The sequence below is a fragment of the Intrasporangium sp. genome, from assembly GCF_032907665.1.
In the GTDB taxonomy this organism is placed as follows: Bacteria; Actinomycetota; Actinomycetes; order Actinomycetales; family Dermatophilaceae; genus Intrasporangium.
Window position 1 is genome coordinate 55633 of record NZ_JAJJPG010000005.1, and the last position, 16795, is coordinate 72427.

General features: G+C 71.3%; 13 protein-coding genes. 7 read left to right on the forward strand and 6 right to left on the reverse strand.

Annotation, left to right across the window (positions count from 1 at the left end; translation table 11 throughout):
- Positions 1-95 precede the first annotated feature (95 nt).
- Both metH and LOY02_RS01720 read left to right on the forward strand, forming a co-directional pair.
- Positions 96-3833 (forward strand): methionine synthase, encoded by a 3738-nt coding sequence (gene metH / locus LOY02_RS01715; RefSeq protein ID WP_317180599.1) that lies wholly within the window; start codon positions 96-98, stop codon positions 3831-3833.
- Between the two features lies 1 nt (position 3834).
- Entirely contained in the window at positions 3835-4563 is a 729-nt protein-coding gene (locus tag LOY02_RS01720) for an HAD family hydrolase (RefSeq protein WP_410505903.1), read from the forward strand.
- Here LOY02_RS01720 and LOY02_RS01725 read toward each other — a convergent pair.
- From LOY02_RS01725 to LOY02_RS01745, 5 genes are all read right to left on the reverse strand, one after another.
- Entirely contained in the window at positions 4552-4992 is a 441-nt protein-coding gene (locus tag LOY02_RS01725; protein ID WP_317180588.1) for an SRPBCC family protein, read from the reverse strand. The two genes, LOY02_RS01720 and LOY02_RS01725, sit on opposite strands and share 12 nt — an antisense overlap.
- A 116-nt stretch (positions 4993-5108) precedes the next feature.
- Positions 5109-6368: a hypothetical protein gene (locus tag LOY02_RS01730; protein WP_317180589.1), complete on the reverse strand. Its 1260-nt coding sequence runs from the start codon at positions 6366-6368 to the stop codon at positions 5109-5111.
- 145 nt (positions 6369-6513) lie between these two features.
- Positions 6514-7188, reverse strand: coding sequence for a response regulator transcription factor (locus LOY02_RS01735; RefSeq protein WP_317180590.1), 675 nt, complete (start codon positions 7186-7188; stop codon positions 6514-6516).
- Positions 7185-8513, reverse strand: coding sequence for a sensor histidine kinase (locus LOY02_RS01740; protein ID WP_317180591.1), 1329 nt, complete (start codon positions 8511-8513; stop codon positions 7185-7187). Before LOY02_RS01740 ends, LOY02_RS01735 begins: the two co-directional genes overlap by 4 nt.
- An 82-nt stretch (positions 8514-8595) precedes the next feature.
- Positions 8596-9945, reverse strand: a complete 1350-nt coding sequence (locus LOY02_RS01745; protein WP_317180592.1) for a PLP-dependent aminotransferase family protein — start codon at positions 9943-9945, stop codon at positions 8596-8598.
- Positions 9946-10005: 60 nt separating this feature from the next.
- Between LOY02_RS01745 and LOY02_RS01750 the strand changes: the two genes are divergently transcribed.
- Complete coding sequence (locus tag LOY02_RS01750) at positions 10006-11514, forward strand: CoA-acylating methylmalonate-semialdehyde dehydrogenase (protein WP_317180593.1); 1509 nt, start codon at positions 10006-10008, stop codon at positions 11512-11514.
- Between the two features lie 35 nt (positions 11515-11549).
- Positions 11550-12944 carry an aspartate aminotransferase family protein gene (locus LOY02_RS01755; RefSeq protein WP_410505904.1) on the forward strand — a complete coding sequence of 465 codons (1395 nt, stop codon included), beginning with the start codon at positions 11550-11552 and terminating at the stop codon, positions 12942-12944.
- A 109-nt stretch (positions 12945-13053) separates the two neighbouring features.
- Here the strand turns inward: LOY02_RS01755 and LOY02_RS01760 are convergent, their stop codons facing one another.
- Positions 13054-13893 (reverse strand): PD-(D/E)XK nuclease family protein, encoded by an 840-nt coding sequence (locus LOY02_RS01760; RefSeq protein ID WP_317180594.1) that lies wholly within the window; start codon positions 13891-13893, stop codon positions 13054-13056.
- Positions 13894-13983: 90 nt separating this feature from the next.
- Between LOY02_RS01760 and LOY02_RS01765 the strand changes: the two genes are divergently transcribed.
- The 3 genes from LOY02_RS01765 to LOY02_RS01775 all read left to right on the forward strand — a co-directional run.
- Complete coding sequence (locus LOY02_RS01765; protein WP_317180595.1) at positions 13984-15138, forward strand: site-2 protease family protein; 1155 nt, start codon at positions 13984-13986, stop codon at positions 15136-15138.
- 197 nt (positions 15139-15335) lie between these two features.
- Complete coding sequence (locus LOY02_RS01770; RefSeq protein ID WP_317180596.1) at positions 15336-15764, forward strand: single-stranded DNA-binding protein; 429 nt, start codon at positions 15336-15338, stop codon at positions 15762-15764.
- 11 nt (positions 15765-15775) lie between these two features.
- A partial coding sequence (locus LOY02_RS01775; RefSeq protein ID WP_317180597.1) for a tRNA (adenine-N1)-methyltransferase occupies positions 15776-16795 on the forward strand: 1020 nt, incomplete at its 3' end.

Sequence of the window (16795 nt, forward strand, 5' to 3'; positions counted from 1 at the left end):
GAGCCGTGACCAACAGCACTGCGCTCACCACCGAGCTCACCACCGAGCTCACCACGGAGCTCCGCCCCGACGCGACCGCGATCCTCAGCGCCACCATGCGCGAGCGGATCATGGTGCTCGACGGGGCCATGGGCACGGCGATCCAGCGGGACCGTCCGGACGAGGCCGGCTACCGGGGCGAGCGGTTCGCCGACTGGCCGACCGACCTCCAGGGCAACAACGACCTGCTCACGCTGACCCAGCCCGAGATCATCTCGCGGATCCACCGCGACTACCTCGAGGCCGGCGCCGACATCATCGAGACGAACACGTTCAACGCGAACGCCATCTCGCTCGGCGACTACGCCATGAGCGAGCTGGCGTACGAGCTGAACCTCGAAGCGGCCCGGCTGGCCCGACGCGAGGCCGACGCCATGACGGCCAGGACGCCGGACCGTCCCCGATGGGTCGCCGGCGCCATCGGCCCGACAACGCGCACCGCGTCGATCTCGCCGGACGTCAACGATCCCGGAGCCCGCAACGTCACCTTCGACGAGCTCGTGAGCGCCTACTCCGAGGCCGCCCGCGGCCTCGTCGACGGCGGCGCCGATCTGCTCGTCATCGAGACGATCTTCGACACGCTCAACGCCAAGGCCGCCATCTTCGCCGTCGAGAACCTCTTCGAGGAGCACGGTCGACGCTGGCCCGTCATCGTCTCCGGCACGATCACGGACGCGTCGGGACGCACCCTGTCCGGTCAGGTGACGGAAGCCTTCTGGAACTCCGTCCGACACGTCCAGCCCCTCGCAGTCGGCCTCAACTGTGCGCTCGGGGCGAAGGAGCTGCGGCCCTACATCAGCGAGATGGCTCGCGTCGCGGACTGCTTCGTCTCCTGCTATCCCAACGCCGGACTGCCCAACGCCTTCGGCGAGTACGACGAGGCACCTGACGAGACAGCCGAGATCATCGGTGAGTTCGCCGCCTCCGGCCTCGTCAACCTCGTGGGGGGTTGCTGCGGGACGACCTCCGAGCACATCGCCGCGATCGCCCAGGCCGTCGACGGCAAGCCGCTGCGGGAGGTGACGCCGGTCGCGCCCGCGATGCGGCTGTCCGGACTCGAACCGTTCACCCTGACCGAGGACAGCCTCTTCGTCAACGTCGGCGAGCGCACCAACATCACCGGTTCCGCGCGGTTCCGCACCCTCATCAAGGACGGGGACTACGACACCGCGCTGTCCGTCGCCTCCCAGCAGGTCGAGAACGGCGCCCAGCTCATCGACGTCAACATGGACGAGGGGATGATCGACGGGGTCGGGGCGATGGACCGATTCCTCAAGCTCGTCGCGAGCGAACCCGACATCAGCCGGGTCCCCGTCATGGTCGACTCGTCCAAGTGGGAGGTCATCGAGGCCGGTCTCAAGTGCCTCCAGGGCAAGGGAATCGTCAACTCCATCTCCCTCAAGGAGGGTGAGGCCGCCTTCATCGAGCACGCCCGGCTCGTGCGCAAGTACGGCGCAGCGGCCGTCGTCATGGCGTTCGACGAGGACGGTCAGGCCGACAACCTCGAGCGGCGCACGGCCATCTGCGCCCGGGCCTACCGCATCCTCACCGAGGAGGTCGGCTTCCCCCCCGAGGACATCATCTTCGACCCCAACGTCTTCGCCATCGCGACGGGAATCGAGGAGCACGCCTCGTACGGTCTGGACTTCATCGAGGCCACCCGCTGGATCAAGGAGAACCTGCCCGGCGCCAAGGTCTCCGGTGGCATCTCCAACGTGTCCTTCTCGTTCCGGGGGAACAACCCGGTCCGCGAGGCCATCCACGCCGTCTTCCTCTACCACGCGATCCGGGCGGGGCTCGACATGGGCATCGTCAACGCGGGTGCGCTCGCGGTCTACGACGAGATCGACGCCGAGCTGCGGGAGCGGATCGAGGACGTCGTGCTCAATCGGCGGCCCGACGCCGCGGAGCGGCTCCTGGAGATCGCCGAGGAGTACAACCGCTCGGCCGGAGCCGAGACCGCCACCGAGGAGGAGTGGCGCTCGCAGCCGGTGCGGGAGCGGATCATCCACTCGCTCGTCAAGGGCCTCGACGGCCACATCGAGGAGGACACGGAGGTCCTTCGAGCCGAGATCACCGGCTCCGGCGGGCGGCCGATCGAGGTCATCGAGGGTCCGCTGATGGACGGGATGAACGTCGTCGGGGACCTCTTCGGCTCGGGCAAGATGTTCCTGCCGCAGGTCGTCAAGAGCGCCCGGGTCATGAAGAAGGCCGTCGCGTACCTCATCCCGTTCATCGAGGAGGAGAAGGCCAACGACCCCGAGCTCGCGAAGCAGAAGGACACCAACGGCACGATCGTCATGGCCACGGTCAAGGGCGACGTCCACGACATCGGCAAGAACATCGTCGGGGTCGTGCTCCAGTGCAACAACTACGAGGTCATCGACCTCGGCGTCATGGTGCCGGGCCAGAAGATCATCGACGCGGCCAAGGAGCACGAGGCCGACCTCATCGGCCTCTCCGGGCTGATCACACCATCCCTCGACGAGATGGTCGGCTTCGCTGCGGAGCTGCAACGGCAGGGCTTCGAGATCCCACTGCTCATCGGCGGCGCGACGACATCCCGTGCGCACACCGCCGTCAAGGTCGACCCGAAGTACGACGGCCCCGTCGTCTGGGTCAAGGACGCCTCCCGGTCCGTCCCGACAGCCGCCGCCCTGCTCAGCGCCGACCAGCGCGCCCGGCTCATGAAGGACGTCAAGACCGACTTCGACGCCCTTCGGGCCCGGCACGCCGCGAAGCATGACCGGCCCCTGTTGACCCTCGAGCAGGCGCGGGCCAACGCGACGCCCCTGTCCTGGGAGGACTACCACCCGCCCCGCCCCCACCTGCTCCTGCAGCAGGAGATGGACGTCTCGCCCGTCGTCTGGCACCAGGGCAAGACGCAGCACGTCCGGGTCTACCGGCACTACCCGCTCGAGGAGCTGCGGCGCTACATCGACTGGCAGCCGTTCTTCAACGCCTGGGAGCTCAAGGGGTCGTTCCCGGACATCCTCAACAACCCGGCAAGCGGGCAGGCCGCGCGCAAGCTGTACGACGACGCCCAGGCCATGATCGACCGGATCGTCGAGGAGCAGTGGCTCACGGCCAACGCCGTCGTCGGTCTCTTCCCGGCCAACTCGGTCGGCGACGACATCGAGGTGTACCTCGACGAGGAGCGGGAGACCCCGGTCGCTGTTCTCCATCAGCTGCGCCAGCAGGGACAGCACCGCGCGGGCATCCCCAACCGGAGCCTGGCGGACTTCGTCGCCCCGAAGGTCACGCGGTTGCGCGACTATGTCGGCGCCTTCGCCGTGACCGCCGGCCTCGGCACCGGGGAACGGGTGGAGGCCTTCCGCAAGGACCTCGACGACTACAACGCGATCCTCCTCGAGGCGGTCGCCGACCGGCTCGCCGAGGCGTTCGCCGAGCGGATGCACGAACGGGTCCGCAAGGAGCTGTGGGGCTATGCACCCGACGAGCACCTCGACAACGCGGCCCTCATCAAGGAGGAGTACGCCGGGATCCGGCCCGCTCCCGGCTACCCGGCCTGTCCGGAGCACACGGAGAAGGTGACGCTCTGGGAGCTGCTCGACGTCGAGGCGCACACCGGCATCCAGCTCACCGAGGGCATGGCGATGTGGCCCGGGGCCTCGGTCTCCGGATGGTACTTCTCGCACCCGGAGTCCCAGTACTTCGTCGTCGGGCGGGTCGGCCGCGACCAGGTCGCGGACTACGCGGCCCGCAAGGGCTGGACGATCGCCGAGGCGGAGCGGTGGCTCTCGGCCAACCTGGCCTACGACCCCGAGGACTGAGGTGGCACCCCCGTTCCCGGAGGAGGTGCACGCCGGGTCCGGCGGGTCACCGGCGACGTTGCCCGCGGGCGTGCTCTGGGACATGGACGGCACCCTCGTCGACACTGAGCCCTACTGGATCCTCGCCGAGCACGAGCTTGTCGCCGCGCACGGAGGAACGTGGAGCGACGCGCTGGCGCACCAGCTGGTGGGAAATGCCCTCGAGGTGTCGGCCCAGGTCATCATCGACCACGCCCGTATGCCGCTCTCGGTGCCCGAGGTCATCGACGCGCTCCTGCAGCGGGTCATCGATCAGGTCCGGGTGCGGGTGCCGTGGCGTCCCGGCGCCCGTGAGCTGCTCGACGAGCTCAAGGCGTCGGGAGTGCCGAACGTCCTCGTGACGATGTCGTGGCGCAACCTCGCCGACACCGTCGTCGAGAAGCTCCCGCCGGGGGTCTTCGTCCACGTGGTGACGGGCGACGAGGTCCGGCACGGAAAGCCACACCCCGAGCCGTACCTGCGGGCAGCCGAGCTGATCGGTGCTGATCCTGCCGCGTGTGTGGCCTTGGAGGACTCGCCGACCGGCGTGCGCTCGGCCGTGGCTGCCGGGGTCCCCACCATCGCCATCCCGAATGTCGTTGCCGTGCCGCCGGATTCGGGAGCCGTCAGGATCGCGAGCCTCGACGGCCTGCGAGCCCGCGACCTGCGATCGGTGGCCGCCGGCGTGTCCCCGGCACCGTCACAACAGTGAGGCAGTCCGCTCGCTCAGCCTCCGGAAGTTGAGCAGCTGACGCCTCATCATCACGAGGTCGCCCCACGCGAGCAGCAGCTGGCGGAGTCCGTCGAAGCCGTTGGAGGGTCGCGGTAGGAACAGGTCACAGCGCAGGACGCAGGTGCCTTGGTCGGGCATGGCGCGATAGACGAGGGTGACCGGGCCGAAGAGCCGCAGTGCGGCCCGGTCCGTCAGCTCCAGGGTGATCGCTCGGCCCGGCTCACAGGCGGTGAGAGTGAAGATCCCCGCGAACGTCTGACCGATCTCGACCTCGTCCGTCCGGGTCATCGTGCGGGGGCTGCGCCGCCCGAGGTTGTCGATGAGATCGTAGCTGTAGGGCGCGGCACGCAGCTGAGCCAGCCACGCGTAGACGACGTGCGGGGGCGCGTCGACGCGCACGGCACGCATCAGGTGCACCTCCCGATCCGCAGGTGTCGGCGGGGTTCTCGTGCGTCCGCCGTCGCCCCACGCCCACGGTAGGCCGGGGCGGGGCGGGTGGTGGGCTGACGGTTGCCGACTGGGCGTCATCCCGACGTCTCCCTTCCGAGGTCTCCCACCGCGGGAAGGGCGGTGTGGGCACCGGAGTCGTCAGCCATGCCAGTCGGGACGTCAGCCGCGTCCTCGGCGGGGGGACCGTCGGTTGCGACCCACGCGGTTGACCCACAGCCCGCGCAGGCTGGGCGGCGGCGCGCGCGGTAGGCCATCGCTGCGATGAAGAGGGCGACTCCCCACAGCGGCCACAGCACCGTCGGCAGCCAGGCTCCCCAGTCGGCCCCAGTCGCGGGCAGCTGCCCCGTGTCGCCCGAGGCCACGACGACGACGAAGGAGACCCCTGCCGAGGTCACTGCGGCAGCCACGACGACGGCCGGGCCGACGGCGAGACCGATCGGCACCGGCCTTCCTCCCAGCCACGGGACCCAGCTCGGGAAGACTTCGCCCCAGCGCGACACGAGTCCGGTCGTCAGGACGGCCCCCACCGTCGCCCCGCCCGCGAGGCCGAGCCCGGACCAGCGCAGGTCTCCCATGCCCTCGAGCATCTCGGGGCTGACGCCGAGGGGGACGCCGACGAACCAGGCGATCCGCGTGGCCGCATAGACGAGAGGGACGATGGCGGCGACGACCACGGCGCGGACGCCCCACCGCTGGAGCGCGTCCTCGGGGTCCGGGCGCGAGCTTCCGGTCACCCGGGGTGTTCCGGCCGCGCGCCGTGCACGCGCTGCCACAGGTGGCGCGGGCAGGCGGCCACACTCGGTGCAGGCCTGCCCAGCGACCCGCCGTCGGGCTGCGGCGGTGACGAGCAGGGCGATGCCTCCCACGGTGTGGGACAGGGACACGGCTGCCGACCAGACGGCCGACAGCTGGAGGTCTGTGGCTGATCCGAGCACGAGCGAGCCCAGGATCATCGGCAGGTAGCCGAGGAGGGCAAGCCCGCCGGCGTCGGCGACGAACACGGTGACGACGATGCCGAGGCCGAGCAGCAGGCGATCGGGCCACCGAGGACGCTGCTCGTCGGTGCCAGGCGTCGCTCTGGCGGCTGCGAGCGCGACGATGGCGAGGGCGGACAGGGCGACGAGCACCGATGCGGCGACGGGCCGGTCCTGCCGGGACAGGAGGCCGATCCCGCCCTCTCGCCACGGGTAGCCCCGGTCCGACGCGGTCCACAGCAGGCCCAGGGCCAGGGTGACGATCGACCAGGCGCCGGCCAGGCCGGCTGCGACCCGGCGCAGACGGCCATTCCTGGTGCGTTCCGGCAAGGGTGGAGCGGTGGTAGGGGTTGTCGTCATGGGACGAGCCTTGCCGGTGGCGTGGGCCGCGGCATCAGCCGGAGGTCGCGCGGAGGTCCATCCTGAGGGGGACACCCGGCCAGCCCGTGGCCGTATGCCGCCCAGCCCGCTGCCGCTTCCTGGTGCCGCTTCCTGGTGCCCGCCGTCACGTGCCGGGGCGCACCAGCCCGGTCTCGTAGGCGAGGACGACTGCCTGAACCCGGTCCCGGAGCCCGAGCTTCCCCAGGACGTGGCCGACGTGTGTCTTGACAGTTGCCTCGGAGAGGAACAGGCGCTGAGCGATCTCGGCGTTCGAGGCCCCCGTCGCCACCTCGAGCAGCACGTCCCGCTCTCGTGAGGTGAGCTGCTCGAGGATGCGTTGGGCCTCCCCGTCGTCGGTGGCGGGCGCCGTGACGAGATGGGCGATGAGGCGCCGAGTCGTCGGAGGCGAGACGACGGCGTGCCCGGCGTGCACGACGCGGATTGCGTCGACGATCTCCTCGGCTCGCGCATCCTTGAGCAGGAACCCGCTCGCCCCGGCGCGGATGGCCGCGAAGGCGTACTCGTCGAGGTCGAAGGTCGTCACGACGATGACCTTGGGTGCGGTGTCTCGCGAGACGATGCGCCGGGTGGCCTCGATGCCGTCGACTCGGGGCATGCGCACGTCCATGAGGACGACGTCGACCCGGTGACTGAGGCAGAGCTGCACGATCTCCGCACCGTCCGCTGCTTCACCGACGAGGGCGAGGTCGGGCTGGCTGCGGACCACCATGGCCAGGGCCGACCGCATGAGCTCCTGGTCGTCGGCGATGGCGACGCGGATCGGTGGTGCTGTGGTCACGGGGTCGTTCCTTCCGTTTCAGGACGCTCGGGCTGCTTCGGAATCCATGCCACGACGACGAATCCGCCGGACGGTGCCGGGCGGCCCTCCTCGAGCTCACCGCCGACGAGGGCCAGCCGCTCACGCATGCCGAGCAGGCCCCGACCGCGCGCATACTCACCGATCGGTCCCTCGGAGGGGTCGACCGGGAGGTCGCCGTCGTCCTGCACCCGGACTCGCAAGCCCTGGCGACTCCAGTCGAGTGTCACGGTCGCTCTGGCGCCGGGGCCGGCATGCTTGACGACGTTGGTGAGGCACTCCTGGATGACCCGGAACGCAGCCAGGTCGGCGGTGGCGGGCAGTGGTTGGCGGGTCCCCTTCTCGACGACCTCGACGGGTGTTCCGGCGCGCCGGACCTCGGTGACGAGGCGGTCGAGGTCGTCGAGTCCAGGCTGGGGGCCCCGGCTGACAGCCTCGTCCTCTCGGAGCACCCCGAGCAGGGAGCGCATCTCGCCGAGTGCCTGCCGACCCTGGTCCGCGATGGTCGAGAGGACCTCAGTGGCCCGGCCGGGCTCGTTCGCGACGAGCATGCGCCCGCCCTCGGCCTGTCCGACGACGACGGCGAGCGAGTGCGCGACGACATCGTGCATCTCCCGGGCGATCCGGCGTCGCTCGGCTGCGGCGGCCCGCTCCGCTTCGTGCTCGAGGTCCAGTCTGGCCTGCTCAACGGCGGCGAGCCGCTCTCGTTCTGCCCGCACCGCGCGCTCCTCGAGGGCGGCCACCCAGGCGATTCGCGTGGCGCGATAGCGGCCGAGCGCCCAGGCCGCCACGAGGCCGGCCACCACCGCGGCTGTGACGAACAGTCGCCAGGCCGCAAGACCGGTTCCCGGAGCCGTGACGTAGTCGCCGGCATTCCACAACCGGCCGAGGGTGATGACTCCACCGATGAGACCGATCCCCAGGGCGAGGTGGGGCAGGGGAGGGGCGGTCTGCGAGCTCACGGTGTAGAGCGACACGAAGAAGACCAGTCCACTGGGGAGCAGCAGCGCCGAGAACGGGCTGCCCACCGTGGCAGCGGCCTCACCCGCGAGATCCGGCGCGAGGGCGAGGACGAGCATCACCACGGCGGCGACCGCGAAGGTCCCGACCGGCCACCGGGAGCGGACGCCGACCGCCGCGTGGAGCACGACGAGGACAGCAACGACGAGACTGCGCCACCAACCCGTCAGGTCAGAGGCGAGGACGGCCGACAGGCTGCTCGTGAGCAGCACCGCGGCGAGCAGCACCGCCAGACCGATGTCGGCGAGGTCGGCCATCGCGCGGGGCGGCGGGCTCTCACGTCTCACGGGTCGATCGTAGGAGCCGGCCGACCCCGGCTCCCTCCGGGCGCGGGCATCGGCTCCCCGCGGGGCCGGCGTCGCATCCGGGTCAGCGGTGCTGCACCGACCAGGCCGAGGCGTGCGCGGCGTCGGCGATGGCGTCCGCGACCTCGACGTGGCCCGCCGTGATGAGGCCGGTCGTGACCCGGATGTGGGGCTCGTGGTGGCGTCCGTCGACGACGAAGGGTCCGCCCGGAGCGACGGCGATGCCCTGGCTTCCCAGACGCACGACTGCGGCGGCCTCGTCCCTCACTGGGACCCAGATGTTGAGTCCGTCGGTGCCGGGGACACGGATGCCGAGCTCAGCGAGCCGGTCGGTGACGAGCCCACGGCGGCGGGCGTACTCGGCCCGCGCGGTGCGAACCCGGCTCCTCGACGCGTCGTCGGTGAGCAGCGCCGCGAGGGCCCGCTGGAGCAGTCGGCTGGTCCAGCCCTGGCCGAGTGCTCGTGCGTGCCGGATGGGGGCGAGCAGCGCGGCCGGACCGCTGAGCGCTGCGAGCCTCAGGTCCGGTCCGTAGGACTTGCTGAAGCTGCGGATGTGCAGGACGCGATCGGGCAGCCACTCCCCGAGAGTGAGATCGGGCGAGGAGGCGATGTCCCCGGCCGAGTCGTCCTCGATGACGAGGCATGCGGTCGGCGCGAGCACGGAGGCCAGACGCCTGGCCCGGGTCGGCGTCATCGACACGCCCGTGGGGTTCTGGCCGCGGGGCTGGATCACGATGGCGACGGGGCCGCGGTGGAGGCGGTCGCCCACGTCGTCGAGCACGGGCCCACTGTCGTCGAGCCGCACCGGATCGACGACCACACCCCGATCCTCGAGCAGGTCGAGCAGAGGTGGGAATCCGGGATTCTCGACGATAACCCGGTCTCCCGGTCGGAGCAGGGTTCGCGTGATGAGGTCGAAGGCATCCATCGCGCCGTCGACGACGAGCAGGTCGTCGACGGCACCCGGCCAGTCCCCGAGCAGGACCTCGCGGAGCTCGGGCAGCACCGGGTCGTCGAGGTAGCTGCTGGGGGCCGTCGCACCGCGGAGGCGGTCGAGGACGAGCCCGAGGTCGGGGAGCAGCTGGGGATCGGGGACGCCCGTGGACAGGTCGAGGCGGCTGCCGGCCTGGTGGCGCAGGGCGGTCGTGTAGCGCTCGCCGCCGCGGCCGCTCGGCGCGATCGTGGTGCCTCGTCGCCCGTCCGACCGGATCGAGCCGGATCGCGCGAGCAGCTGCCAGGCTGCGCTGACCGTCGTGGGCGAGACCATGAGCTCCTCTGCCACGCGACGGATCGGCGGCAGGCGGTCACCGGGAGCCAGGACCCCGTCACGGATGGCCCGGGACACCGCATGGGCGAGGCCCTTCGCCGTCGGTGAGTCGAGACGCTCCTCGAGGGCGGAGAGCAGTTCGCGCACAGTTTGTACTGTAGCGATGGACCCTTTGTATGGCCACCTGGTGGCACGTAGCCTGCCTTCATGAGCACCCCCATGCCTGCCCTAGCCCAGCTCGAGCACTGGGTGTCCGGGACCCGGACCCCGGGCACCTCCGGTCGGACCGCGCCGGTCCACGACCCGGCGACCGGTCGGACGACGGCCCTCGTCCCGCTGGCCTCGGCGGCGGAGGTCGACGCAGCTGTCAAGACGGCGGTCGCTGCGGCCACGGACTGGCGGACCAGCTCGCTCTCCCGCAGAGCCGCAGTCCTGTTCGCCTTCCGAGAGCTGCTCCACGCGCGCACCGAGGAGCTTGCGGCGATCATCACGGCCGAGCACGGCAAGGTGCTCAGTGACGCAGCGGGCGAGATTGCCCGAGGTCTGGAGAACGTCGAGTTCGCAACGGGGATCCCGCAGCTGCTCAAGGGCGGTTTCAGCGAGCAGGCATCGTCAGGGGTCGACGTCTTCAGCATCCGCCAGCCACTCGGCGTCGTCGCCGGGATCACGCCGTTCAACTTCCCGGCGATGGTGCCGCTGTGGATGTGTGCCAACGCCATCGCCTGCGGAAATGCGTTCGTGCTCAAGCCGAGCGAGAAGGACCCCTCTGCCGCGCTGTTCCTCGCCGAGCTGTGGAAGGAGGCCGGTCTCCCCGATGGCGTCTTCACCGTCGTCCACGGTGACAAGGAGGCCGTGGACGCCCTCCTCGACCACGACGACATCTCCGCCGTGAGCTTCGTCGGCTCCACGCCGATCGCCAAGTACATCTATGAGCGCGGGACGGCCAACGGCAAGCGGGTCCAGGCCCTCGGTGGCGCCAAGAACCATGCCCTCGTGCTGCCTGACGCCGACATCGACCTCGCGGCCGACGCCATCGTCTCGGCCGCCTACGGTGCGGCGGGGGAGCGCTGCATGGCCCTGTCGGTCGCGGTCGCCGTGGGCGGCGTCGCCGACGACCTCGTCGAGGCGATCAGCTCGCGCCTGCCGTCCCTCACGGTGGGCCCGGGCAGCGAGCCGGGCACGGACATGGGACCCCTCATCACCAAGGAGCACCGCGACCGGGTCGCCGGCTACATCGGTGCGGGGGCCGATGCCGGCGCAAAGGTCGTCGTGGACGGCCGGGAGCAGGACGTTCCGGCGGACGGCTTCTTCCTCGGCATGACCCTGCTCGACGAGGTCACACCGCAGATGACCGTCTACACCGACGAGATCTTCGGGCCGGTCCTGTCGGTCGTCCGCGTGGACACGTTCGACGAGGGCCTGGCCCTGATCAACAACAACCGCTACGCCAACGGGACCGCGATCTTCACCCGTGACGGTGGCGCCGCCCGTCGCTTCCAGAACGAGGTCCAGGTCGGCATGGTCGGCATCAACGTGCCGATCCCCGTGCCCGTGGCCTACTACTCCTTCGGCGGGTGGAAGGACTCCCTCTTCGGGGACACCCACATGTACGGGCCCGAGGGGGTCAACTTCTACACCCGGGGCAAGGTCGTCACGCAGCGCTGGCCGGACCCGGCCACGTCGTCGGTCGACCTCGGCTTCCCGCGGACCCGCTGAGCCGAGGAGCACTCGTGACTGACACCGGAACCACCATGTCCGCAACCACCGCGTCCGCCACGTCCCCGGGCTCCTTCACGGAGCGGATGGACGCCCTCGACGAGGCGACGGTCCGCTCCCTCGACCGCTCGCACGTCTTCCACTCCTGGTCCGCCCAAGGTCTCATCGACCCGTTGCCGATCGCACGCGCCGAGGGCTCGTACTTCTGGGACTACTCCGGACGCCGCTACCTCGATTTCAGCTCCCAGCTGGTCAACATCAACATCGGCTACCAGCACCCGAAGGTCGTCGCCGCGATCCAGGAGCAGGCGGCACGGCTCACCACGATCCAGCCGGCATTCGCCAATGACGTCCGGAGCGAGGCGGCACGGCTCATCGCCGAGGTCGCCCCCGACGGCCTCGACCGGGTGTTCTTCACCAACGGCGGCGCCGAGGCGAACGAGAACGCCATCCGGATGGCGCGCCTGCACACCGGGCGGCACAAGGTGTTCGCGACGTACCGCAGCTACCACGGCGCCACCGCCGGGTCGATCACGCTGACGGGCGACCCCAGGCGCTGGCCCTCGGAGCCCGGGCAGCCCGGGATCGTCCACTTCTGGGGGCCGTACACGTACCGCTCCGCCTTCCATGCGGAGGACGACGAGCAGGAACGCGACCGCGCGCTGGCGCACCTGCGCGACACCCTCATGGTCGAGGGCCCGCACACGGTCGCGGCGATCATCCTCGAGACGGTCGTCGGCACGAACGGCATCCTCGTGCCTCCGGACGGCTACCTCGAGGGCGTGCGGGCTCTCTGTGACGAGCACGGGATCATGCTCATCGTCGACGAGGTCATGGCCGGCTTCGGGCGCTGCGGCGAGTGGTTCGCCATCGACCGCTGGGGGGTCACCCCCGACCTCATCACGTTCGCCAAGGGGGTCAACTCGGGATACGTGCCGCTGGGCGGGGTCATCATCTCCGACCCCATCGCCGAGACGTTCCGGGAGCGGGCCTATCCGGGCGGCCTGACCTACTCGGGCCACCCGCTCGCCTGCGCGGCCGCCGTCGCGTCGATCACGGCGTTCCGCGAGGAGGGCATCATCGACAACGCGCGTCGGCTCGGCGAAGAGGTCATCGGGCCGCGGTTGCGAGAGATCGCCGCGAAGCACCCCAGCGTGGGGGACGTCCGTGGTCTCGGCGTCTTCTGGGCGGTCGAGCTCGTGCGGGATCGCGACACCCGCGAGCCGCTCGTGCCCTTCAACGCCGCGGGGGACGCCGCCAAGCCGATGGCCGCCTTCACCGCCGCGTGCAAGGAGCGGGGACTCTGGCCGTTCACCCACTTCAACCGGACCCACGTCGTGCCCCCGTGCACGACGACGCCGGCGGAGGCGGAGGAGGGGCTCGCCGTGCTGGATGAGGCCCTCGCCGTGGCCGACACGTTCACCACCTGACTCTCAGCCGTATGCCGCTGGGCCCGGTCCCCGGGTCCAGCGGCCTCACGCGAGTCTGTAGATGGCACGGGCTCCCTTGGGCTGCAAGGAAACCCAGCAGCATACGCCCTCAGTCGTCGATCACGACCAGTCCACTGGCCGCGGGATCGACCGCCCTCGAGGCAGCGTCCGCGGGCAGCTCCGGGGGAGTGCCGCCCCACGCCGGGCACAGCGCCCGGTGCTCGCACCAGTCGCAGAGCCGACTCCGGCTCGGTCGCCAGTCGCCGAGCTCCGCAGCCCGCTCGATGGCGGCCCACAGCGCCTTGATCTTCCGCTCGACGCCGAGCAGGTCCTGCTCGTCCGGCTGGTAGCGGACGATCTCACCGTTGCCGAGGTAGACGAGCTGCAGGAGGCGGGGGATCTCGCCGCGCAGGCGCCAGAGCACCAGCGCATAGAACTTCATCTGGAACAGGGCCTTGCCCTCGAAGCGCTCGGCCGGCGACCGACCGGTCTTGTAGTCCACGACCCGCATCGCACCGTCAGGCGCGACGTCGAGCCGGTCGACGTAGCCACGCAGGACGAGACCGTCGAGCTCGGTCTCGACGTAGAGCTCCCGCTCGGCGGGCTCGAGCCGCGTCGGGTCCTCGAGGCCGAACCACGTCTCGAGGAGCGCGCCTGCGCCCGAGAACCACTCATCGGTCCGGCCGTCGTGCTCGGCGAGCAGGGAGAGCATCTCCGGCTCCTCGGCCGCGATCCGCTGCCACTCCGCGGGGACGAGCGAGATCGCTGCGTCGAGGGTGCGCTCGGAGGTCGGCAGGTCGAAGAGCCGCTCGAGCACGGCGTGCACGAGCGTGCCGCGGGCCGTCGCTGCGGTCGGTGGGGACGGCAGCTTGTCGATGACGCGGAAGCGGTAGAGCATCGGGCAGGTCATGAAGTCCGAAGCTCGGCTCGGCGACAGCGCGGGGACCATGAGGCGACTGTATGACGACCCTCCGACAGTCCCGCGCCGCACGCGCCGGTGCCGTGCCACCGAGCCGGCCGCCCGCATAGGCTGCACGGCATGACCTCACCTGCGCCAGACGGGACGCGACACGGCTGGCGCGTCGGCAGCATCGCCGGGACGCCGGTCTTCATCGCGCGGTCCTGGCCGGTCATCGCGGTGCTCATCATCGTCGTCTTCGGGCCGGCCCTGGGGCGAGCGGACCGCAGCCCGTCCTACGGCTACCTCGTCGCGGCCGGCTACGCCCTGCTCCTCCTCGTCTCCGTGCTCGTCCACGAGGCTGCCCACGCCCTGGCGGCACGGGCCCGGGGGCACTCCGTGGGCCGCATCGTCGCAGACGTGTGGGGCGGGCACACCGTCTACGACGCCACCCGCTCGACCCCGGCGACCACCGCCATCGTCGCCGTCGTCGGGCCTGTGTCCAACCTCGCCCTCGCCGTCGTGGCGTGGGCCCTCGAGGCCGGCGTGTCCAACGAGACCGCGTCGACGCTGCTGCTCATCGTGGCCCGGGCCAACTTCCTCGTCGGTCTCTTCAACCTCCTGCCCGGCCTGCCGCTGGACGGTGGACAGATCGTCAGTGCCGCAGTCTGGCGCCTCACCGGTCGGAAGGGGTCCGGCCTCGTCGCGGCCGGCTGGTTGGGCAGGGGCATGGCGGCCGCAACGGTGCTGTGGTTCGTCGGACGACCCCTCATGGCGGGCGAGAGCATCGCGCTCTTCGAGGTCGTCTGGCCCGTGGCCATCGCGTTCTTCCTCTGGCAGGGCGCCACCCAGGCCATCAGGGCCGGTGCCATCCACGACGCCACCGCGGGCCCGGTCGACGAGGTCCTCGACCCGGTGCTGCTCCTCCCGGCCACGACGACCCTGGCCGACGTCGGCCGACGGGGGTCGGGCGATGCGGGTCCCACCTGGGTCGTCGCGGCGGACCAGGGCGGGTGGCCGTTCGGCCTGTTCGACCCTGCCGCCGCCGCGGAGGTCCCGGCCCCGGCCCGGGCGACGACGCCGCTCGGCGCGGTCGTCACGGCGCAGCCGGTGGACTGGGTGGTCGCGCTCGGTGCCGATGCCGTCCTCACGGACCTCGTCCGGGTGATGAGCGAGCGCAGCCTGCCCGTGGTGCTCGTCGTCGACGACACCACCCGGCGGGTCCTCGGCCTGGCCACGGCGGACCGGGTCAACACCGTCGTGGGAGCCGCTCTGGCGCGTCGCAGGCGGGGCTGAGCGGCCGACGCTGCGAGCACGCTGAGCCGCCGACGCCGGTGCGCCGACGCGGGTCCGCCCGGGACGGCGTCGTCCACAACCCCCGGCCCCGACCCCCGGCCGTCCACAGCACCCGCCAGGGCCGACTCCCGAGCGCCCACGATGGAGCAGGCTGCTCCTGCGCCTCGCGGATGTCGGGCGTCGAAGGGAGCGAAGCGATGAGCACACGAAGGGCAGGAGCAGTGCCGGCGCCCACTCCGGGCGTCGGGGCCCGGACGCCGGGTCCGGAGCGCAACGAGATCAGCCTCTGCGGCCGGTTGAGCGCGCCGGCCGAGGAGCGGACCCTGCCCAGCGGAGACGTCATCGTCACTCTTCGCGTCGTCATCCCGCGCCTCGGCACGACTCGGCGACCGGGCCTGAAGCGACAGGGCGAGGCGCGCCCGGGCCAGGTCGACACCATCGATGTCGTCTGCTGGAGCGCACGCAGCCGACGTGCGGCGCTCCGGATCGCGGCCGGGTCCACCGTCGAGGTCGAGGGTGCGCTGCGGCGTCGGTTCTTCGGGACGCCCGCCGGTCGCCAGAGCCGCTACGAGGTCGAGGCGGCGAGTGTTCGACGGCTGGCCGATGACGGTCCCACCGCCACCTAGACTGTCCTCCCATGACCGACGCCGCCCGGCCCGCACAGCCGCCATCGCCCACCGTGGCGCACCATCGGCGGGGCGCCTTCGAGGTCGGAGAGCGCGTCCAGCTGACCGATCCCAAGGGGCGGCTGCACACCATCACGCTCGAGCCGGGACGTGAGTTCCACACCCATCGCGGCTTCCTGCGCCACGACGACCTCATCGGTGCGCCGGACGGCTCGGTCGTGACCAACACGGCTGGGGTGGAGTACCTCGCCCTGCGGCCGCTGCTCAGCGACTACGTCATGTCGATGCCCCGGGGGGCCGCCGTCGTCTACCCCAAGGACGCCGGGCAGATCGTGCAGATGGCCGACATCTTCCCGGGGGCCACCGTCGTCGAGGCCGGCGTCGGGTCGGGGGCTCTGTCGATGTCGCTCCTCCGGGCGGTCGGGCAGAGCGGCCGGTTGCTCTCGTTCGAGCGGCGCGAGGACTTCGCCGAGATCGCCCGTGGCAACGGCCGGGCCTTCTTCGGTGGCGACCACCCGGCCTGGACGATCACGATCGGCGACCTCGTCGAGGCCCTGCCACGGACGGTGGAGCCGGGCTCGGTCGACCGGGTGGTCCTCGACATGCTCGCGCCGTGGGAGTGTCTCGAGGTCGTCGCCGATGCGCTCGCCCCCGGGGGCGTGCTCATCTGCTACGTCGCCACGACGACGCAGCTGAGCCGGGTCGCTGAGGGGATCCGCGCTCACGGCGGCTTCACCGAGCCGAGTGCCTGGGAGACGCTCGTGCGCGGATGGCACCTCGAGGGCCTCGCCGTGCGACCCCAGCACCGGATGCACGGGCACACGGGCTTCCTCGTCACGACGCGTCGCCTCGCACCAGGGGTGGTCCCGCCCGAGCGGAAGCGGCGTCCGGCCAAGGGCGCTCACGGACCGGCCGATGACCTGGACGCCGGAAGCGGGGACACCCACCCGGTCGATGCCAGGTCGGCCGCCGCGGCGTCGGCCGCCGCGGCGTCGGCTGAGAGCTCCGCGACGGCCCACGAGATGGCCCCC